Origin of the sequence: Nocardioides humilatus, from assembly GCF_008373755.1 — a bacterium.
GTDB lineage: Bacteria > Actinomycetota > Actinomycetes > Propionibacteriales > Nocardioidaceae > Nocardioides > Nocardioides humilatus.
The window spans coordinates 956,180-977,134 of record NZ_VUJV01000001.1 but is presented as its reverse complement, the minus strand read 5'-3'; the positions used below and the strand labels follow the sequence as shown (position 1 = coordinate 977,134).

General features: G+C 70.6%; 16 protein-coding genes. 6 read left to right on the top strand and 10 right to left on the bottom strand.

Annotation, left to right across the window (positions count from 1 at the left end; translation table 11 throughout):
- Positions 1-8 precede the first annotated feature (8 nt).
- On the bottom strand, positions 9-1,343 hold the full coding sequence (locus tag F0U44_RS04535) for a glycoside hydrolase domain-containing protein (protein WP_149727018.1): 1,335 nt from the start codon (positions 1,341-1,343) through the stop codon (positions 9-11).
- Between the two features lie 135 nt (positions 1,344-1,478).
- Between F0U44_RS04535 and F0U44_RS04530 the strand changes: the two genes are divergently transcribed.
- The 6 genes from F0U44_RS04530 (at position 1,479) to F0U44_RS04505 (ending at position 6,446) form a co-directional block, all read left to right on the top strand.
- A complete protein-coding gene (locus F0U44_RS04530) occupies positions 1,479-1,904 on the top strand; it encodes a hypothetical protein (RefSeq protein ID WP_149727017.1) in 426 nt (141 codons plus the stop codon).
- Positions 1,905-1,934: 30 nt separating this feature from the next.
- Positions 1,935-3,449, top strand: a complete 1,515-nt coding sequence (locus tag F0U44_RS04525) for a zinc ribbon domain-containing protein (RefSeq protein WP_149727016.1) — start codon at positions 1,935-1,937, stop codon at positions 3,447-3,449.
- A gap of 133 nt (positions 3,450-3,582) precedes the next feature.
- Positions 3,583-3,855 (top strand): WXG100 family type VII secretion target, encoded by a 273-nt coding sequence (locus F0U44_RS04520; protein ID WP_188113317.1) that lies wholly within the window; start codon positions 3,583-3,585, stop codon positions 3,853-3,855.
- Between the two features lie 100 nt (positions 3,856-3,955).
- Positions 3,956-4,828, top strand: a complete 873-nt coding sequence (locus tag F0U44_RS04515; protein WP_149727015.1) for a WXG100 family type VII secretion target — start codon at positions 3,956-3,958, stop codon at positions 4,826-4,828.
- The gene (locus tag F0U44_RS04510; RefSeq protein WP_149727014.1) at positions 4,825-5,406 is read left to right on the top strand and encodes a hypothetical protein; all 582 of its coding nucleotides are present in this window, start codon (positions 4,825-4,827) and stop codon (positions 5,404-5,406) included. Before F0U44_RS04515 ends, F0U44_RS04510 begins: the two co-directional genes overlap by 4 nt.
- Complete coding sequence (locus tag F0U44_RS04505) at positions 5,403-6,446, top strand: Tle-like phospholipase domain-containing protein (RefSeq protein WP_149727013.1); 1,044 nt, start codon at positions 5,403-5,405, stop codon at positions 6,444-6,446. The genes F0U44_RS04510 and F0U44_RS04505 overlap by 4 nt, the downstream gene beginning before the upstream one ends.
- Before the next feature lie 72 nt (positions 6,447-6,518).
- Here F0U44_RS04505 and F0U44_RS04500 read toward each other — a convergent pair whose 3' ends face one another.
- From F0U44_RS04500 to F0U44_RS04460, 9 genes are read right to left on the bottom strand one after another with little or no spacing between them, the layout of a single operon-like run.
- Positions 6,519-10,982 carry a type VII secretion EssC family protein gene (locus tag F0U44_RS04500; RefSeq protein ID WP_149727012.1) on the bottom strand — a complete coding sequence of 1,488 codons (4,464 nt, stop codon included), beginning with the start codon at positions 10,980-10,982 and terminating at the stop codon, positions 6,519-6,521.
- Positions 10,979-11,707, bottom strand: a complete 729-nt coding sequence (locus F0U44_RS04495; protein WP_149727011.1) for an FHA domain-containing protein — start codon at positions 11,705-11,707, stop codon at positions 10,979-10,981. The genes F0U44_RS04500 and F0U44_RS04495 overlap by 4 nt, the downstream gene beginning before the upstream one ends.
- Positions 11,707-13,311, bottom strand: coding sequence for a serine/threonine-protein kinase (locus tag F0U44_RS04490; protein WP_149727010.1), 1,605 nt, complete (start codon positions 13,309-13,311; stop codon positions 11,707-11,709). The genes F0U44_RS04495 and F0U44_RS04490 overlap by 1 nt, the downstream gene beginning before the upstream one ends.
- A complete protein-coding gene (locus tag F0U44_RS23690; RefSeq protein ID WP_149727009.1) occupies positions 13,308-14,930 on the bottom strand; it encodes an FHA domain-containing protein in 1,623 nt (540 codons plus the stop codon). Before F0U44_RS23690 ends, F0U44_RS04490 begins: the two co-directional genes overlap by 4 nt.
- Positions 14,927-15,766, bottom strand: coding sequence for a PP2C family protein-serine/threonine phosphatase (locus F0U44_RS04480; protein ID WP_149727008.1), 840 nt, complete (start codon positions 15,764-15,766; stop codon positions 14,927-14,929). The genes F0U44_RS23690 and F0U44_RS04480 overlap by 4 nt, the downstream gene beginning before the upstream one ends.
- On the bottom strand, positions 15,763-16,305 hold the full coding sequence (locus F0U44_RS04475; protein WP_149727007.1) for an FHA domain-containing protein: 543 nt from the start codon (positions 16,303-16,305) through the stop codon (positions 15,763-15,765). Before F0U44_RS04475 ends, F0U44_RS04480 begins: the two co-directional genes overlap by 4 nt.
- Complete coding sequence (locus F0U44_RS04470) at positions 16,302-18,689, bottom strand: transglutaminase-like domain-containing protein (protein ID WP_149727006.1); 2,388 nt, start codon at positions 18,687-18,689, stop codon at positions 16,302-16,304. The genes F0U44_RS04475 and F0U44_RS04470 overlap by 4 nt, the downstream gene beginning before the upstream one ends.
- Entirely contained in the window at positions 18,686-19,969 is a 1,284-nt protein-coding gene (locus F0U44_RS04465) for a DUF58 domain-containing protein (RefSeq protein WP_149727005.1), read from the bottom strand. Before F0U44_RS04465 ends, F0U44_RS04470 begins: the two co-directional genes overlap by 4 nt.
- Before the next feature lie 11 nt (positions 19,970-19,980).
- Positions 19,981-20,952, bottom strand: coding sequence for an AAA family ATPase (locus F0U44_RS04460; protein WP_149727004.1), 972 nt, complete (start codon positions 20,950-20,952; stop codon positions 19,981-19,983).
- Positions 20,953-20,955 lie beyond the last annotated feature (3 nt).

Below are 20,955 nucleotides of genomic sequence, written 5' to 3'. Positions count from 1 at the left end.
CCGGCCGCTCAGACCCGCCCGGCGCGCAGCTTCGCCCAGGTCGCGGGGTTGACGATGCCGGTCGCCGTCAGGCCCGAGCGGTTCTGGTAGGCCCGGACGTCCTTGGCGGTCTGGCGGCTGTAGATGCCGTCGACGGTCCGCTGAAGTGTCGGGTCGGCGGCGTTGAGCGCCCGCTGCACACGGCGCACGTGGAAGCCGGTCGACCCGACCTTCTGGGCGTAGTCCATGCCCTGCGCGAAGGCCGCGACCCAGTTGGCCGGGCTCCACGTCGTCGACACGGGGAAGCCGCGGTCGGCCTGCCAGGCTGCGACCGCCGCGATCGTGGCGGCGTTGTAGCGACCGGTGAGCGGGCCGTCGTACGCACTGCGCTCCTGGAGCACGCACTGCAGCGCCTTCACCTTGTTGGCCGCCGGCGTGTAGCCGTCGGCCGCGGGGCGGAGTGCGGGGAACCGCGAGAAGTCGAGGTTGGCTCCACCGCAGTGCTCCTCGGGTGCGGCCACGCGACCCTGGCCGACGTCGAGGAAGTTGCGGTCGATGTTGATCGTGACGCCGCCCCACGTCTCGTTGTGGCCGCCCTCGTACTGCTTCACGCGGCCGCCGGGCACCCATCCGTCGTCGCGGATGTAGGGCGTCGAGGTGTTCGCGATGCCGTCCCACCGGGCGATCCACACCATGTCGGGCATCGTGTAGGCGTCGGGCCGCTCGACGCGCGCGTCGTCGAGGACCGCGATGCCGGAGCCGGCGCTGGAGTAGACACCGGAGATGTAGTCGAGGTCGTGGAGCTTGTTGGTCCATGCGCTGAGGAACGCCAGGGCGGACTCGCGGCAGCGGGTGTTGCTGTCGTCGAACGCTTCGATGTCGTACCAGAGCGTGCTGCGCTCGACGATGCCGAGCGCCTGGGCGGCCGTGACCGCCTTCTGCGCCTCCGCACGAGCCATCCGGCGCGCGTAGGGATAGTTGCCGTCCCGTCCAGGGCGCCCGTCGATCACCGGGTCGTCGTCGTACTTCGGGTAGCGGTCGCTGCAGGAGGCCTGCGGACCGAGCGTGATCGGGAGCAGTCGCCACCCCTTGCGCAGCTGCGTCGCGATCCACTTCGGGGTCAGGTTCGGTTGGCTGCGGCAGGCGCGTGAATTGCCCGAGATGTAGATGCCGACCGACAGGAAGGGCGACTGGTTGAGCCAGACGTCCATCGCCTTCTGGGTCGGTGCCAGGCACTGGTCGAAGCCGTAGCCCTTGAAGTCGCCGGGCGTGACCGGGTTGGTCTCCGCGGCGGCGGGGCGGAAGGGCGACAGGGCCGTCACGATCGCCAGGCAGGCGACCGCAGCGGTGGACCGGGCAGACATCTCGACTCCAGGGGAAGGGGTTGCTCGTGCACGAGCGGGCGAATCACGATAACCCCATCTTTCACATCAGTAACAGTGGTCACGAAGAACTACAAATCTGTAGTTCACGCGGCGGCAGCGCCTAGGGTCGGGCCCGTGGCCAGGATCATCAGCGTCCTCGCCTCTGCAGCGGCCGGGGCCTGCTGGCTCGTGGCGCTCTTCTTGCCGTGGCGCGACCACGGCGTGCTCTCGTCGGCCTCCCTGCTCGACGCGGTCGAGCTGGTCCGGCGCGGCGCGGTCGACGCACTGGTGCCGCCGGGCGCAGCGGCGCTGATGCTGGTGCCGGCTGCTGCCGGGATCGTCCTCATCGGCGTCGTCGGGTTCGGCGGGCGGATCGTCGACACCGTCCGCCTCGGCGCGCTCGTCGTCGGGACCGTCGTGACGCTGGGGCTCTGCTGGCAGCTGACCGACGGCGACGTCGGAGTCGCGGGGCCTGGGACCTGGGTGGCTCTGGTCGGTGTGCTCGCCGCGTTTGCGGCTGTCGCGGGGTTTGTCGCCAGCGGTGGAAGAACGGACCCGTGACCGTCGACGAGCCATTAGGCTGCGCGATCTGTGCTGGTCGACTACGGGGGACAATCGATGGCGTTCTGCACGACCTGCGGTGCTCAGCAGACCAGTGACCACGAGGCCTTCTGTCCCTCGTGCGGCAACCGCCACACTGCAGCCGCCGGCCAGCAGCCGCCGTCGTGGGGCGTCGTACCTCCGCCGCCCCCGCCGCCTGCGGCGCCGCCGACGATGATGCCTCCGGCAATGCAGCAGCCGCCGAGCATGCCGCCCCCGGGCATGTCGCCCCCGGGTCTGGCTCCCGCCGGGTGGCAGCCTCCCGTGAGCGGGTCCGGAGGAGGGAAGGGCACGTGGCTGCGCGTCGGCGGGATCGTCGGGCTGGTCCTCGCGATCAGTGCGGTCGGCATCGTCGGCTGGCGGGTCTTCTCGCCTCATGGCGGCGCCGGCTCGCCGGAGGACGCGGTCGAGAACCTCATGAACGCGGCGGCCGACCAGGATCCGGTCGGGGTGCTCGACATGGTCAGTCCGGCCGAGATCGAAGGCATGGACGACGTCTACGACGCCGCGCGAGAACGCGCCAAGGACGAGGACCTCGTCGATGGTGACGGCGTCACCGATGCGGTCGAGCTGGAATTCTCGGACCTCTCGTTCGACGTGGACGAGCTCAGCGACGACATCGCCCGGGTGACCCTCGACGGAGGTCGCTACAAGGTCAGCTGGGACCCGGCGAAGCTGCCGGACCGGCTCGACTTCCTGAAGGACGAGAGCACCGGGGAGTCGGAGTCGGGCGACATCGCCGATCTCTTCTACGACGAGCAGCCTTCCGTCATGACGGTGAAGGTCGACGGCCGGTGGTACGTCAGCCTCATCGGGACGTCGGCCGACTACACCTACCGCTCGGCCGAGCGGGAGGCGGACTACAGCGACTACGACCTCGCCTCCCCCGACTGGGACCTGGCCGCGGCCGACGTCGACCCGATCACCGGGGACACGCCCGAGGACGTCATCGCCAACCTCGTCGATGCGGTCAACAGCGGGAAGTCCGAGCAGTTGCTGGCCAACCTTCCCGAAGACCTGGTGAAGCCGCTGCGGCCCTACGTGCCGGTGATCGACGAGCTGCAGCGCGAGGGCGGGTGGGCCGAGGGTGAGATCGGGCTCTCCGTGTCCGCGGATGACCTCGACCTGTCCACCGAGGATCTCGACGACGACCTGGTCAAGGTGGTCATCGAGAGCGGGACCTTCACCGGCACCGCTTTCGAGGAGGGCTACGACAACGACACGGGATCCCTCGCGGTCGAGGGTGACTGCGTCGACGTGTTCGAGGAGGACTATCTCGGCGACAGCGGTTGCGCGAGCGACATCCCGATCGTCAAGGACCTCGGTCTCACTGATCTTTTCTTCGTCGTCGCCAAGGTCGACGACGGCTACCAGCTCGACCCGGGGGCGACCCTCGTCGAGTACGCGTCGACGGCGATCGACGGCCTGAGCAGCGACGTGGTCGAGAAGATCCTCGACGAGCTCCGGGACGAGGTCGAGGGGGACGGCGACTACTACGACTACTGACCCCGGACGAAGGGGTCAGGGTCGATGGGGAGATGGACCCATCGACAGGGCTGGGCGGCGACCCTAACGTTTCGCCCAGATCTCGGGACGACAAGCAGCTCGGGGACAACAGACACAGATCGAGGAGATCGTCATGGCAATGGTGGGAATGGATGTCGAGCAGGTTCGGGGCCTTGGTAGCCAGCTGAACTCGCAGGCCGACCAGATCGGTTCGGTCATCTCCGCGATCGAGGGGATCGTCGGGAGTCTTTCGGCCGCGTGGACCGGCACGGACGCCACCCAGTTCGCGGACTGGTGGAACAGCCAGCACCGCCCGGCCCTCCAGGCCGCGCAGGACGCGATCGCCGGCCTCGGCCAGTCGGCCCTCAACAACGCCGACGCGCAGGAGCAGGTCTCCGGCGCCTGACGCGCCGACAACTCTCGGGGCCCTGTGTCGGCGTGTGGGGTACGCCGACGCAGGGCCCTGATCTCCCTTCTTTTCGACCGCTAACCGACGTAGGTGAGTGATGACGTTCGTAGGAATGGACCTCGACCAGGTCCGAGCGCACGCCGACGGTCTCGGTGTCGAGGCGCAGCGGCTGGAGTCGCTCATCCAGCAGGTCGACGCGGCAGTCGACCAGGCTGGCTGGGCATGGCCCGGTCCGGACGCCGACGCCTTCCGTGACGCGTGGTTCTCGTCGTACCGCTCGTCTCTCAACGCCGCCGCCGTCCAGCTCGGCGACGCGGTCATGGTGCTCTACCGGCAGATCGAGGAACAGGCCCTCGCCAGTGGCGAGCCGGTGCCGGGTGGCTCCTTCTCGATCGGTGGCTTCTCGTGGACCGTCGGCCCTGACGGCAGCGGTTTCCCTTCGATCTCGGATCTCCTGCTCGCCGGCTTCTCGGGTTTCGAGATCGGTACGTCGATCGCCAGTTTCGTCGGCGACTTCGCCGAGACCTGGAAGGACGCGTGGAAGCTGGAGAACTTCCCGGGCGGGAAATGGCTGGGCAACGGGCTGAAGGGCATCGGCCTCGGCTTCGCGCTCAGCGACCTCTACGCGGCCGGTCAGCGGGGCGACCTCGCGGGAGGCGTGAAAAGTGCCCTCGACGTGGGCATGACGGTTGCGTCGGCGCCGCTCAGCCTGCTGTGGACAGGCCTCAGCACGGAGGTGGGTTTCTTCCTGCCACTGAACTCCCAGGAGGCCGACAACCTCTACTCCTACATGCAGAACAACCGGGGCCTGACGCCCGAGCAGATCAATGAGCGTTGGTCGGGCTGGCAGGGATTCATCAACTACGGCAACGACAACGTCGCCCGCAAGGCACCGTGGCTCGTTGAGGGGGCTGACAAGCTGATGGAGAAGCCGGCGGAATGGCTCTACAACATGGGGATCAAGCTGTGAGCGCGCAGCTACGAGTCGAAGGGCTCCTGCTGCCCTCGCTGTCGATGGCGCTCCTTGGCGGAGGCGCGGAAGGTGCCGATCTGCTCGCCGAGCTCCGGCTGTCCTCCGACAATTTCGAGCGAGATCTCGCAGAGATGCTCGAGGCGCTCGACGGGATCGCCGATCCGGAGGCGCCTCGGAAGCGAGCGGTCTCGGAGCGACTGGCCGAGCTCGCCAGCGGTGTGACGGGATGGCTCGCGGTCACTTCGCTGACGAACGACGTCTATCCCAGCTATGTGCTGCGACGTGGCGACTTGGCGGTGGTCGTGCGTCCGATCGGGCCGGTCGCCGAGTGGCTCATGATCGGCGTGGCCGACGTTGTCGAGGTTGTGCAGGCCGCGATCGACGACTTCCCCGACGACGTGCTCCTCTCCGCTCGTCGTGGAGGAGAACCTTGCGGGTCCGTCCTGATCCGCGACGGCGAAGCCGGCGTGGCCGCCAAGGACCAGGCAACGTTGGACGCACTGTCCGAGGGTGCTCGTCACGGGCTTGCCGGTGCTGTGGGTGCTCTGATGGAGCTGATCGACGGTCCGTCATGACCTTCGTCGGGATGGACCTGGTCCAGGTCCAGCGCGGCGCCGACTCGATGTCGATGCAGGCAGGCGAGCTGACCGGGCTGCTCGGCCAGCTCGACGGCGTGATCGCGAACCTGACAGCCCTGTGGCCCGGCCCGGACTGCGATGCCTTCCAAACCACGTGGTTCGAGCACCACAGGCCCGCGCTGCTGGCCGCATCGGACGAGCTGATCCAACGTGCGGAGTGGCTGATGCGTCAGATCGAGGACCAGGCCGAGGTCAGCGGTATGACCGTGGATCAGGTCCGCGGGATCATGCTCGCACCCTGCCTGGAGCCGGGCGACACCTCGGCCCAGACCCTGCTGCAGCTCTCCCAGGCCGCCTACTCCGACAGCGGTGACGTCGGTGACTGGCACCGCCTTTCCGATGAGGAGCTCCTGGCGTTGGGCATCGACCCATCCCTTGTGCGCGACCCGGCCAGCGGCTTCTCTGCGTCGATCTTCCAGAACTCCGACGGTCAGATCGTCGTCGCCTACTGCGGTACGACGGAGTGGTTCGACGGCATCGCGCCGGGCGCCGACCTCGTGGCCGATGCGCAAGGCTCGGTCTACCTCTCGCAACAGAGCGAGCAGGCGGTCGCCCTCGCACTGGCCATCCGCAACCAGGTCGGCGTCGACAATGTCGTCTTCACGGGCCACTCGCTCGGTGGGCGGTTGGCCGCGGTGTCCTCGATCGCGACCGGTGCGCACGCCGAGACCTACAACGCGGCAGGCGTGAGCCCGAGCGAGATGATGTATGCCCACATCGCCGGCGGGGGCGAGGGTCCCGGGTTCTTCCAGTGGATCGGCACCCACAACCCGGTGCTCCCCGATCAGTACGACGCCGCGATCCTGGGCATCGACACCAGCAACATCGTCAACCACCAGGCGCCCAACGACATCCTCGGCGGCCTGCAGAGCCTGACCAACGTCGAGGACGCCGCCGGCAGCCAGCAGTACACCGGCTACGACACCTGGAACCCGATCGAGGCGCACAGCCTCGACAGCCTCGACGAGTCGATCTAGCCCTAGCCCGGGCTTGCGCGGTTATCTGCCAGCAGATCCTGGTAGCCCATCACCGCACAAGGCCTGCCAAGGTCACTCCTCGACCAGCGGCAGCTGGACCTTGGCGACAGCGCCGCCCTTGACCCAGAAGCCCCGCCCGGCAGGGAAGTCGGCGCGACGGATCCTCGGGAGCGCTGTGCGCAGCAGGGACTCGCCGTCGGCCTGGTCGGGCTGCAGGAGCAGGCCGGTGCGACCGTTGCGGATCTCCATCGTCAGTGGCCAGGAGCTCGTCCAGGCGGGTGTCTCGGCCTCGGCGATGACGGGGCAACCTGCTCGGCGCATCGCCTGGATGCGCTTGAGCAGCGGCTGCTCGACGCCGCTTCCGACGAAGTCGGGGAGGTACTCCACGACGAGTGCCATGGGCGGGGCCGCGTCAGGACTGGCCGCGGGCGTGATCGGACCGAGCGCGTCGAGCGACTCGAGCACTGCCTTCACGGCCTCCTCGTGGTCGGCGCTCTGCGTCCAGAGGTCAAGGCCTGACAGCGGCGACCGGCGGGTGCTGAGGTGCACGATCCGAAGGTCGGGCCACCGGCGCCGTAGCGAGGTGGCGAGCCACCGAACGGCGTTGGTCCGGCCGGACTGAGGAGGTCCGGCGACCATGATCACGCCGGCCGGGTCGAAGCCGATCGGCGCGAGCGTGGTGTCGGCGATGCCGAGCGCCGGACGACCGCGGACCTCGGTGGGCAGTGCGGCCGCGTTGACGAGCGACGGCAGCGACTGGACCGCAGGCGGCCGGGTGTGGTGCTCGGCCAGGCGGACGCCGAGCTGGTCGATGGCCGCGACCTGGGCGGCGGCCGAGGCGATCGCTGCCTTCACGTGCTCGTCGGACAGGAGGACCGCGATCTGCATCTCCTGGCCGGTCTCCTCCCAGATCGCGCGTCCTGCAGGACTCGTGGCGTTGAGGACGTCGCGGGGCACGCCCATGGAGAGGTAGGCGTCCTCGTCGGCCTGTCGGAGCACGATGCGGCGCTGGAAGGCCGACATGACCGATCCGGGTACGGCGGCAGGACGGTCGGCCGTCATGGCCACGTGCACGCCCACGGCGCGCCCGTCGAGCAGGATCCGCTGGAAGCGCTGGTAGAGCCAAGCGCCCGTGGTCGTCTCGTAAGCCGTGCGGAAGTTGCTGAAGCCGTCGAGCAGGATCAAAAGCCGGGGTTCCTGCGGCTGGTTGGCGAGCCGGCGGTAGTCGTCGAGATTGGCGGCAGCGACGCCGGCGTAGCGGCCAGCGCGCTCCTCGATCACCTCGCCGAGGTAGGAGATGAGGCGCTGGATCCGCTCCTCGTCCTCGCCGTTGATGATGCTGCCGACGTTGGGGAGCGCCTCGAGCGAGGCCAGGGCGCCGGTGCCGAAGTCGAGGCCGTAGACGTGGACCACGCCACCGCCCGGCGTGATCGCGGACGCGGCCGCGAGGGTGCGGAGCGCGGTGGTCTTGCCCGAGCCGCCGGTGCCCACGATCAGCAGGTTGCCGTCGGAGTCGGGTCGGTAGTACTCGATCACCTGCGACTGGTGGTCAGGCACGTCCACGACGCCGATCGGGATCCGGATGTCGCGCCGGGGCTGGAGCGCTCGGAGGCTGTAGATCGCCGCGAGCGAGTCGAGCCACGGCTTGCGCGGGGCGGGGATCTCGGCACGGGCGCACGCGGCGCGGATCGTGGTGACGACCCGGTCGATGTCCTTGGCGACGGACTGACCGATGCTCGGCCGCTCGGGCAGCTTCCACTGCCGACCGCCACCGAAGTCGAGGTCGGTGACCTCGATCGGCGGAGTCTCCAGCTCGGGCGCGGTGCGGGCGCCCGGGAAGGCCGACTGGAAGGAGGTGATCCGGCCCGGCCCAGTCTTGGCCGCGCCTCGGCCCGGGATCGACGTCGGGAAGTGGGCCGCCATCGAGCTGCCGAGGACGTCGAGCGAGTCGCTCTCATCGGCCATGCGCAGGGCGATCCGCAGGTTGGTGTTGGCGCGGATGTTGTCCTTGATGACGCCCGCGGGCCGCTGCGTGGCGAGGACGAGGTGGAGGCCGAGGGACCGACCACGCTGAGCCACGTCGACGACGCCCTCGACGAAGTCCGGCACCTCCGAGGCCAGCGCGGCAAACTCGTCGACGACGATGATGAGGCTCGGCGGGCAGTCGGGATCGCCGGACTTCTCCAGGTCGATGAGGTCCTTCTTGCCCTTCTCGTTGAGGAGGCGCTCCCGGTAGTGGAGCTCGGCGCGCAGGCTGCGCAGTGCTCGCCTCACGAGGTACGGCGACAGGTCGGTCACCATCCCAACGCAGTGGGGCAGCTCCACGCAGTTGGCGAACGCGGCGCCGCCCTTGTAGTCGACGAAGAGGAACGTCACCCGGTCGGGGCTGTAGGCGTGCGCCAGCCCGAGGACCCAGGCCTGGAGGAACTCCGACTTGCCGGCGCCCGTCGTTCCGCCGATGAGGGCGTGGGGGCCCTGAGAGCGCAGGTCGATCGCGAACGGCTCGGACCCGGCGTGCCCGACGATCGCGCGCAGACCGCTCGCGTGTTCGCGCACGACCGGCGGCGAGCCGTCGCGGACCACGAGCGACTGGTTCTCGCGCCAGCGTGCGATGACGACATCGGCGTCGTCGCTGGCTTCCTGGCCGAGGAGGCTGACCACGGAGACCGAGCGGGGGAGGTCGGACTCGTCCTCGACCGGGCGACCGGCGTCGACGAGCGGAGCCAGGCGGCGGGCGAGCATCGCCGCGTCGGATGCCTCGAGCACCTCCATGGCGACGGCGTCGACCCGCACCTCCTCGCGAACCATGCCGACCGAACCGCTGCCGCCGTCGACGACGGCGAAGGTGCGACACGACGCCGGCAAGCCGGAAGCAGCATCGGCGATCCAGAGCACGAAGACTCCGACGTCAGGGCCGAGCTCGGCGACACGCGTCAGGCGAGCGATGTCCACAGCGGTGTCGTCGACGATGACGATCACCGACGGGACCGCCGGGAGGTCGGGCTTGTCGGAGTCGTCGATCGGGCCGCGCAGCCGCGCGGCTGCGCCGCCGGAGCGGGTCGTGATGAGCTGCTCGATCTCGTTGAGGAGCACGGTCCCCGTGCCGGGGTCGGCGGACAGGTGGTTGGGCAGGGGGGAGTGGGCCGACGAGGTGTGGGGGAGCCACTCGACCCAGTCCCAGGTGCGGCGGTTGGTCGAGGAGGTCAGGCAGGCGAGCACGACCTCGGCCGGCGAGTGGAGCATCGCGATCTGGGCGACGGCCGCGCGGGCGACGCCCTCGCGCCGCTGTGGCGGCCCGGCGATGCCCAAGCCGCCCACGACGCGCAGGTTGCCGACCACGGGGGCGTTCTGGAGCAGCGCGTATTCGGCAGCCAATGCCTCCGAGCGCTGCCGGAACTCGGGCAGCCCTCCGGCGCGCGGAAGGACGGCTTGGTGGTGCGGCGGGATGTTGCCGAGGCCGAACCGGACGTTGAGGAACTCCGGGTGCTCGGGGCGTCGGCTCCACAGCACCTCGGCGTGCCGGTCGACGGCGTCGAGGCACGCGGCCAGCGACGGGTGCATCTCGCCGAGCTGGTGGCGCTCCTGCTCGTGCCCGTCGGCCAGCTGTCGACGACAGGTGTCGAGCGCGCTCTCGAACTCGGCGATCTCCTCCTTCATCGTGATCGATCGCTGCCGCCGCTGCTCGATGAAATTCGCGACCATGAGCAGCGGCGTCATCAGGATGAAGATGAGCGAGAACGTCGAGCTGCCGCGGCTGTTGGCCGAGGTCTGGAGCCGCCAGAACAAGATGCCGCCCATGAGGAGCGGCACCATCAGCATCAGCCACGGGAACCGGACTCCCTGGCGCGGTCGGGGTGGCTGGGGGAGTTCGATCGGCGTCGGGACGGGCCGGCGCAGCACCCGCGGCGATCGGACGAACGCGACGTCGGTCGACGCGCTCGGGCCGCTGGCGGCGAGCGAGACGACCGAGACCGTGGTGTCACCGAGCTCGATGACGTCGCCGACTGCCACGGCGAGCCGGCTCACCTGGACGCCTCCTACGACCACGCCGTTGGAGGATCCGATGTCGACGACCTCGACCCGGGCGCCCACGATGATCCGCGCGTGCTGCTTTGACACCGACGGGTCCTTGAGCCGGACCTCGCAGTCGGCAGCACGGCCGATGGTCGAGCTGCCGAGGCGGAGCGGGAACTCCATGCCGGCGTCGCGACCTTCGAGCACGCGGAGCACGGCCACGGTCGGAGCACCGGCTCGCGTCGCCGCGACGGTGTCGGCGTAGGCGATCGTGAGCGTGCTGCCGGACTGGATGCCGGAGTCGATGAGCGTCTGCTCCGGGTCGAGCGGTTGCGGGGTGGTGCCGTGGCCCGCCCGGGCCAGGGTCACTCCGCGCTCGGTCTGGAACTGACCCTGGCGACGGTCCGACCCGGCGAGCGCGCCGGCGACGTCGCCGACCGTCGCCGTCGCGTCAGCGACGATCTGGATGTTGTCCGGTGGGGCGGCGTGCTGGGGCTGGACGAGCCCGACCTTGACCTTCACTCGTCGTCCTCGGGCGCCGTGGACTGGGGCAGGTCGAGCAAGGGGAGGTCCTCCGGTGTCACGAGAAGGGTCGAGACGGCGTACTCCACCAGGTGGAGCCGACGGTTTGAGGCCATGCGGACGCCCGCACCGCGAAGACCGCGTACGCCGGCGGCCGTGAGCTTGTCGCAGACGTTCTCGATCTTCTTGTCGAAGCGCTTGGTGGACCACCCGAGGCGGCCTGCGGCCAGGCTGGTGCTGGGGATCTCGCCGGCACCCGACCCACTCCGCCGGAGCACCGGCTCGGCGAGCGCGAGGATCGCGAGCAGCTGCGACTCGGTGAACTGTCCCGGAACGATCGTGGTGGTGCCTCCGCCCGAACCGGCCTTGCGGACCGACTCGTAGGGCGTGTCCGGGATGTCGACGATCAGCTCGTAGAGCGTGTCGCCCGCGGCGAAGGTGATCAGCGTGCGCGGGAAGACCAGCGGCAGCCGGGCGCTGGGCGCGAGGGTGCTGCGCATCAACCCCTGCGCGTCGGTGAGGTAGGCGGCCATCCGGCTGCCGACGTTGACGATCCACCACATGGACTCGCGGTGCTCGAAGCGCAGGAAGTCGCGGTGCAGGTAGGGGTTGTCGTCGATCTCGAGGTCGCCGGACCGCCCCACGGTCAGCTCCTGGCCGGGCTCGGCCGTGAGCAGCTCACCAGCGAAGTCGAGGGTGATCGAGGGCTGCTTGTCGTCGGTCATCAGTTGGCACACCCCCACTTCTCTTTCGAACGATGGGTGCCGCGTACTGACCAGACCGCTGCGCAGGTCTCGTCGGTCGTGAGGACGGTCGTCGTGCCCGTGATCGGGGTCGCGCCGCCGTGCACCGCCAGCACGTAATCGGGGTCGGACTGATCGGTGCGGTCAAGGGGCTGCACGATGTATCGGTCTCCCGACTCGGCGAACGGCGCAGTCCAGGAAACGCTGATCTGACCGCGTCCGTCGGTTCGCACCGTGACCTTGTCGGGCGCTGCCGGTGTGTCGTCACCGTTGTCGATCGGGTCCTGCGGGCCGTTCTTGGGGGCCACGTTGTCGTTGCCGGTGGTGGCGTCCGGCGAACCGCGGCCGAGCAGGACGACGCCGACGATGACGGCGGCAACGACCACGGCGGCCGCGATCATGGCCGGGGAGATCGATCGCGCTCCGCCGGCAGGCGGCTCGGCTGTTGGCACCGCGGGCGTGATCGTCGCCGGGGGGCTGGCCGACGGCCTCGCCGTGAGGTCGCTCTGCGACTCGAGGTGGAGCACGGGCTCGGGTTGCGGGACGAACGGCGCAGCGGGCGCGGTGGGGGCCCACGCGGCGGGCGGCGGCGGCAGGGTCGGCGCGGGGAAGGCAGCGGGTCGCAGAGGAGCAGGAGCCGGTTCGGGATCGATCGAGACGAACCCGCTCAGGCGAGTGCCGCCGCCGTCCTCCGGCGCCCCCACGTCGATGACCTGTTCGTCGAGCACGTCGATCGTGGTGACCGGGTGGTGGAGCTCCGCCTGGATCGCCTGGAGCGCCCGCGCGAGCACGAGCGCGCTCTCGTAGCGCTCATGGGGCGCCTTGGCCATCGCGGTCCGCAAGGTCCGCTCGAGCGAGTCGGGGACGTCGGGGCGCCGGGTCGGCGGGAGCGGCATGGTGCGCACCCGGGGTGCCATCGCGACGGCGTCGTTGGCGCCGCCGGGGACGTTGAACGGAGCCCGGCCGACGAGGGCGGTGTAGAGGGTCGCCGCGAGCGAGTAGACGTCGCCGCTCGGCCCCATCGGCGCACCGACCGCCAGCTGCTCGGGTGGTGCCCACGGCACCGACATGCCGAAGCCCTCACCCGACTGCGCACCCGCCGTCGTCACCGAGATGCCGAAGTCGGTGAGCGCGGCGCGGCCGAACTCGGTGAACAAGATGTTGGCGGGCTTGATGTCGCGGTGCAGGATCCCGAGCCGGTGCGCGGTCTCCACGGCGCCGCAGAGCTGGATCGCGACCTCGAGTCCCTTCGTCACCGTGAGTGGCCGAGCACGCAGGCGCAGGGCCAGGTGCGGCGGCGGGCAGTACTCCATCACAAGGAACGGTCGACCGTCCGGCGTGATCCCGGCCTGGTAGATGCTCACGATCGAGGGATGGTTGGAGAGCTTGGCCATCACGCTCGACTCGACCTCGAACGAGGCCTGGACGTCGGCGTCGATGTCGCTCAGCAACACCTTGACGGCGACCTTGCGGCCGAGGCCGAGCTGCTCGTACTGGAAGACGTCGGCGAATCCGCCCGTGCCGAGGAGCTCGAGGTAACGGAAGCCCGGCAGTTCGGGTGGGGGCGCTGGCACGCGCGTGCTCACGGCAGCTCCTCGAAGCGGAGGTGGACGCCGTGGCCGAGGTCGATGACGTCACCTTCGACGAGGAGCTGGGGCTGGTCGAGGATCCGAAACGGTGGCTGGCCGTTGCGGCGCAGGAAGGTCCCGTTGGTCGAGCTGAGGTCGACCGCGAGCACGCTCCATCCCTCGACCCGCAATGCCAGGTGGCTGCCCGAGATGTGCGGGTGGTGCAGCGTGACGAGGCGCGGGACGGACGTGCCTTGGAACCGCGACGCCCGCGGTGCGCGGCCGATGATCACCGGGCCCGCGAGCTCGGCCTCCTCGCCGCTGCTGACGATGACGCGGCCGAGCGATGGTGGCGGGATGCGCGTGGGTGCTCCCGTGAGCGCGGACCCGCAGACCCGGCAGCGGGCACGCTGCGGAGGGTTGCCGTGGCCTGACGGGCACAGCACACCGAGGACGCCGTCCTCGGGACCAAGGCCCGGCGCCCCTGCGAGAGCGGCCGGCTGGGCGGGGCCGGCGATCGTGTCGCCGTCGTGGTCGCCGAAGGAAGGTGGCGCGACCTGGGGCGGGAAGGCCGACGACGGCACCGGCGGTGCCTGGGTCGGCGGCGGGGCGGCCGGCGGAGGGATCGGCGGCATCCCGGGCACCGAGCTGATGAAGTCGCCCGGCGGGGGCAAGGTCGGCGGGGGCAAGGTTGGCGGGGTCGGCGGCAGGCCCGCGGCGGGCAGGGGCGGCGGGGCGTCGGGTGCCACCGGTTCGTCGACGACGCGGCTCTCGTCCTCGAGCCAGGTGACCTCGGCAGAGGCCGGTGCCCGGACGTCGGGGGAAGGGGGAGGCGGCGGAGACGCCGGGACCTCGGCGCCGGGGCGTACGGCGGCCCCCTCGACGGAGCCCGCCAACGTGTAGTCGGACCAGACGTCGTCGAAGCCGTTCGGTGCAGGCTCGGGCGGCGGTGCCGCTGCCGCTGCCGGGGCCGGGATCGGCTCGGGGATCGGCTCGGGGATCGGCTCGGCGATGGGCTCGGGCTCCGCGGCGGGCGCGTCGGCCGCGAGGCCGTCGGCGAGGTTGACCCAGTGGCCGGAGTCATCGGCGCGACTGGTGCGGTCGGGATCCTTCGGGTCGCCGAACTCGTCCAGCTCGTCGGCCGGGGCAGGTGACGCTGCTGCAGCAGCGGTCGCCTCGGCGACCACGACGACCTGAGCGCCGACGACGGCGGAGCCGACCGGCAGCTCGTCGCCCTGGGCTGTTGCTCCGCCCGCGGAGATGCGCATCCGCACGACGGACATGAGCTGGCGCTCGCTCCAGGTGGCAACGCCGGTCCCGGTGACGCGAGCCGTGCTGAGGTCAGCCGACGTCGCCTCGATCTCGAAGTGACCGCGGGTCGCCACGTGCGCTGCGGCGGGCCCCGTGGTGACGGCGATCGCGAAGGGGGGCAGGTCGAGCAGTCGCGCGCCGATGGCCTCGGCGACCTCGGTCAGGACGGCGTCCAAGGTGGACGGGACCTGCAGGTTGCGGAGACGCTCCCACGTCGCGGTCGCGACGGCGGCCGACACCGACGAGTCGAGGAGGACGACACCGCCGGGCCAGACGACCGCTCGCAGGTCGCCGGGGACGTAGCGCACGGTGGGGATCGTGGTCACGGCACGACCTCCAGGTCCGGCTGGGTGTCGCCGCTCAGCCGGGCCGTCGTCTCGTCGACCGTGTCGTCGGTCGCCCACTCCCGCTGGTCCGAGCGGTGTCCTTCGACCAGTACGGCGTCCACGACTACCGCGGTCACGTTGTCCCGTCCGGCGCCGGCCACTGCGGCGGCGACGAGAGCGGCGGCCGCGGCCTGTGGATCAGGCGTCGAGAGCAAGGTGACGGCGATCAGCGGGTCGCTGACCTCGCCGCTCAGGCCGTCGGAGCAGAGCAGCACGCGGTCGCCCGGCCGCGCCGGCAGCATCCACAGGTCGAGCTCGGGGTCGGTCGCGAGCCCGCCGCCGATGGCCTGGGTGATCACGTTGCGCTTGGCGGAGGCAGCGGCCGCGGTCGACGTCAGGCCCGCGTCCATCAGGGCCTGTCGCTGGGAGTGGTCGACGGTGACCTGCTCGAGCTCCTCGTCGCGCAGCAGGTAGGTGCGCGAGTCGCCGATGTTGAAGATCAACCAGCAGGGCTCGTCGTCGTGGACCGCGAGGCCCGCACCCGTGAGCGTCGATCCGGGAGCGCCGCTGACCCGTCGGCCCAGGTCGCCGACGGCGGCCGCAGCGGCGGCCGTCGCGTCCTTCAGCGTCGTCGGTGTCACCCACTGCCCCCATCGACGGTGGTCGAACGCCATCGCGACGAGCTCGGAGGCTTCCCGTCCCGACGCGTGCCCGCCCATCCCGTCGGCGACGAGGAAGACGGGCGGGTTGATCAGGTGGGCGTCCTGGTTCTCCGAGCGGAGGTTGCCCGCGTGCGTCGCCGCGCCGGCGCGCACCTCGATGCGGAGTGGGCTCATCCTTGGATCACGATCGAGCGCTCGCCGTAGGTGACCTTGGTGGCGTAGGGGACCGTGACGGCCTGGCCCGGCGTGAGCCGTTGGGGTGCCGCGCCTGGCGTCTCGACGGACACGCCGTTGGTGGAGTGCAGGTCGATGACCCAGGCGCCGCCGGTGGCGGGTCCGAGCGCCAGGTGGGTCTTCGAGACCGACCTCGTGGCATCGACGAGGGCGAACGGAACGGCGTCGCGGTGACCGGCCGGCGCGACGGGGTCGCGCCCGATCACCCAGCTCCGGTCGAGCCGCAGCTCCGAGCCCTGGTCGAACCGGAGGATGCCGACCGGGAGCTCACCGGCCAGGGGTCCTCGCGTCGTCAGGTCGGCGGGCTCGTCCTGGTGCAGGGCAGGGGGCGGAGCGAGCGACATGCCGGGTGGGACCGGCGGAGGCGCAGGTATCGGGGAGGCCGTGCTCGAAGGAGCGAGGAAGGCCGCCGACGGCGGCAGCACGGACGGTGGCGGCAGGGGCGCCGGCACGCGCCGAGTACGCCGGAACAAGCTCATCGACTACCCCCTGACGTTGCTCGGAGCTCTGCCCTCGCCAGCCACTCCGGCCGCCGGACGAGCGACCGCAGGGAGAATCGTTGCCGAATCCGGTCGCGGAAGGAGGCCGATTCCCGGAACTCGGACCGCAGGTTCTCCACGGCGCTCCACACCGCCTCGACATCGACCTCGGTCGGATCCCCGGCCCCGAAGACATGGCCGTCGACGCGGTGGGCGATCGACAGTGTCGTGGCCAACGGCATCCGGTCCTCGAGCATGACCGCTGACTCGAACCGGGTCGCCGGTGCCGGCACCTTCGCCCCGATGTCGGTCGCCAGGTCCATCACCTCGGCCCAGCCCCCGCTGATCCGGTCAGCCAGGTCGCCGGTCGTACGACGCTTGCGCCGGCGCCGGTTCTTGAGCGCTGCGATGAGGAGGAAGGGGCTGACCAGAATGGCGATCGTCCCGGCGGTGATCACCGCGAGCTTCAGGAACCGCCAGACCGTGCCAGCGCCGTCCTCGTCCTTGTCGATGTCGGAATCCGCCGGCGGCGGTGCCTTGGCGTCCCGGTCGTCGGGGATGTCCGGAGGCGGGAGCACCTGCGGGTCCTTGCGGTCCTGCGGTTCGGGCTGCTGGACGTTGGGCTTGTTGTCGTCGTCGGGGGTCGGGTCGAACGGCACCCATCCGAGTCCCTCGAACCGCACCTCGGTCCAGACGTGCGCATCGTCTCCCGTGATCGCCACCTCGTCGCCCGAACCTGCCGTCGGGTCGGGGTAGAACCCCATGACCACGCGAGCCGGCCAGCCGAGGTCGCGTGCCATCAGCGTCATCGCGACGGCGTACTGCTCGTCGTCACCGACCATCTGGCCGCTGTCGTCAGCGAGAAGCCGGGTGATCCGCCCATTCGTGTGCCCGGGGAGCGACGGGAAGGGTTCGCCGTCGGCGAACCGGCCGTCGGTGCTGAGTGCGGAGCGGATGGCGCGCAACTGGTCCATCGGCGTCGCCTTGTCGCCCGCCAGGTCAGGTAGCGCTGCACCGACCGCCTCGACGGTCGCGGTGTTGACGGCGATCGGGAACGTCGCGTCGGGCTGGGCGTCCGAGGGAAGGTCGTCGAGTTCCTCGGGCGTGTAGCTCGGCGCCAGCGCCACGTCGAGGGCGTATTCGTCGCCGTCGCCGAGGCCGTTCGTCGCAAGCGCAGTTCCGGTGGCGTCGTTGTAGTAGACGGTACCGAGCGTGTCGGGCACGGCGAGCCCGCGCAGGTCGCCGCCTCCCGGGATCCACACGCCTTCGTAGGCGCCGATGTGGAAGCTGAGCTCGGTCACGTCGGCGGCGGGGTCGGAGTACCGCGAGGGTTCGACGGACGTGCCGACCCGGGCGAACTCCGCCGAGTCCTCGGAGACGTTGTAGACGTTGCCGTCGTAGACGTCCATCGCGGCGAGCCGGACCCTTGCGCCGGCCGGAAGGCCGCTGACCGTGAAGAGGACGTCGTCGTCGAGCTCGGACTCGAGGTAGCGGTACATCGTCAACGGGCTGGCGTACTGCTGCGGGTCGAACGGTGGGTCGACCTCGTCGCGCAGCACGTGCCGGTCGGGTGACGGAGCGACGACGAGCCAGGCGCCGACGCCGAATCCAGCGGCCAGCGCGAGGGCGAGCCCGGCGCTGACCGCCTGGTGCGTGCGGGCGCTGCGCGGGGTGGAGGCCGAGCGCAAGAAGACGACGTGCGTGTCGATCGCACCGAGCTGCGAGCGCCACGAGGTCCAGGCGAGCGCCGCGACGACGAAGACGGCGCCTTGTCCAGCGGCGGCCGGTGCGCTGTGCGAGCCCCACAGGATCCCGACGACCAGGAGGGTTGCTGCGGGGCTGATCCCGAGGGCGACGGTCAGGCCGAGCCGCCGCAAGCGGAGGACCGCGCAGCCGGCGAGCGTCGAGCACAACAGCGCCGCCAGGAACGGGAGCACAGCCGGGCCGTCGAAGTCGCCGGCAGGAAGCGGCACGGTGAGCAGGTCGCGCCACGACTGCCACGAGAGCAGGGTCAGGCGGCGGATCGTCTCGAGCCGAGGCAGGATCCCGCCGACCGTGGTGTCGGGCAGGGCGAGGGCACCACCCAGCGCGAGATAGACGAGGATCGTGGCGAGAAGGGTGCCGAGCCGGGTCCAGCCACGCCACGTCGACACGAGGGCGAGTCCGAGACCGGCGACAGCGCCGCCTGCCGCTGCGACGTAGCCGACGCTCCCGCCGAAGACGGGCCCGAAGGCCAGGACGCCAGTGCTGAGCAGCAGGGCGACGCAAGCGAGGTCGACGGCGCCGCGGCGAACCGTGGGGGACTGCCAGAACCCGGCGCGGCGGGTCGTGCTGCCCGACGTCGCCTGGGGGAGTCCTGTGCCCGTCACGGGTGCGGCCGTCACCGGATGCTCCTCAGGGCGCGGGGCAGGGCCTGGACGTCGGGCAGGTCGACCAACGTCAGGTCGCCGATCCGGCGCTGGGCGAGAGTCAGGGTGGCATCGCACCGCAGGCCCAGGCAGGTGACCGACAGGGGGATCGACTTGTGCGCGCCGCGGAGGTCACGCGGGTCGGCGTCGCCGCCCGCGATCAGCATCGCGACGGACGCACTCGGGACAGCCCCGATCGCCCTCGAGGCGAGGTCGCGGAGAGTCGTCACCTTGGTCGCCGGCTGCAGCGCGGCGAGGCGGTCGAGCATCAGCGGTGCAGCAGAGCCGGAGATCTCGCCGGAGGACGTGTAGATCGTCACCTGCCGTTCGAGGCTGAACGCGTGGCGCGCGAGTGAGCCCGCGATCGAGATCGCCGACTCGAAGTCGTCCTCGCTGCGGTAGTCGTCGAGGTGCGTCGGCAGGACCACGAGCAGGTGGGCCCGACGGGTCTCCTCGAACTGCCGCACCATCAGGCGACCGGTGCGGGCGGTCGTCTTCCAGTGGATCGCCCGGCGGTCGTCGCCGGGCTGATACTCGCGCAGCGCGTGGAACGAGACGTCGTTGGAGGACAGGTCCTGCGTTGTCACGCCCTCGATGTCGCGGATGAACCCGGTCATGTCGTTGGTGAGCGGCACCGTCACCGGGTGGACGAAGAGGTCGATCGAGTCCGCCCACTGCTGGACCCGTCGGAGGAGCGTGAGCGGGTCGGACCGCACCGACCTGATCGGACCGATCGTGATCACGCCGCGGCGGCGCGTGGGCACGTCGAAGAGCTGTTCGTAGGCCTCGTCGTGGGCGAGGCTCGGCAGGGTGAAGTGCGCGCGTCCGCGACCCACGTTGAGCTCGATGCGGGTGGCGAACAAGGACCGTCGGGCCTTGTTGCGCACCTCGAGCCGCCCGCTGGCGGTTTCCCCGGCAGTGACCCGGGATCGCGGCAGGTCGAAGGTGACGTCGTACGACGTGCGACCAAGCAGCCAGCCCACCGCGATGGTCACGAGCAGCAGGCTGACCAGGCCGATCACGCGGAGCTCGGTCCATCCGGCCGGGATGCCGATGGCGAGCCCGAACCCGGCTCCGGTGACGGCGACCCAGCCCGCGGGCGTGATCCAGTCGTTGACCCGAGCCACGCGCTCGCCGACGGGCGTCCAGACCTCCCGTGCGATGCGCGCACCGCGTCGGAAGCGGGACGTCAGGCCGGGATGTACGGCGCGCGGCGCGCGTCGTACCCAGCCGATCGCCGGTGCTGCGAAGCTCACGTCCGTCGTCCTCAGCTCGCGCCGCGCTGCTGCGGGGCAGGGATCGTCTGGATGACTCGGGTCATGACCTGGCCGGGCGTCGACCCGGCGAACTCGGCCTCCGGTGCGAGCACCAGGCGGTGCGCCCACACCGGGCTGGCCAGTGCCTTGACGTCGTCGGGCGTCACGTAGTTGCGGCCCTGAGCGGCCGCGAGGACGCGAGCCGCGCGGACCAGCGCGATCGAGCCGCGGGTGGACACCCCGAGCGAGGTCTCGGCGTCGTCGCGAGTGGCTTCCGTGAGCTGCTGGACGTAGTCGAGGACCGCGTCGTCAACGTGGTTCTCCTTGACCAGGTCGATCATCTGCGCGACCGCCTCGGCGGCCACGACTGCTTGGAGGCGCTGGGTGCGGTCGGGGTTGGCCGACCCGGCGAGGATCATCCGCGCCGCCGCTCGGTCGGGGTAACCGACCGTCGCCTTGACCAGGAACCGGTCGAGCTGCGCCTCGGGCAGCTTGTAGGTGCCGGCCTGCTCGATCGGGTTCTGGGTCGCGATCACCATGAACGGCCGGCCCACGTCGTGCCGGACGCCGTCGACCGTCACCCGCGACTCCTCCATGACCTCGAGCAGTGCCGACTGCGTCTTCGGGGAGGCCCGGTTGATCTCGTCGGCGAGCACGATCGAGGCGAAGATCGGACCCTTGTGGAAGTCCCAGGTGCTCGTGCGCTGGTCATACATGGTGATGCCGGTGATGTCGGAGGGCAGCAGGTCGGGCGTGAACTGGATCCGGCTGTGCGAGCCGTGCACGGTCGCGGCAATCGCACGAGCGAGAGCGGTCTTGCCCGTGCCGGGTGCGTCCTCGAGCAACAGGTGACCCTCGGCCAGCATGCAGACGAGCGCGAGGCGGATCACGTCAGTCTTGCCGAGGAGCGCCTGCCCGATGTTGTCGGTCAGCTTGCCGAACGTCTGCGCGAACCACGCGGCGTTCTCGGGGGTCATGGGCATCTG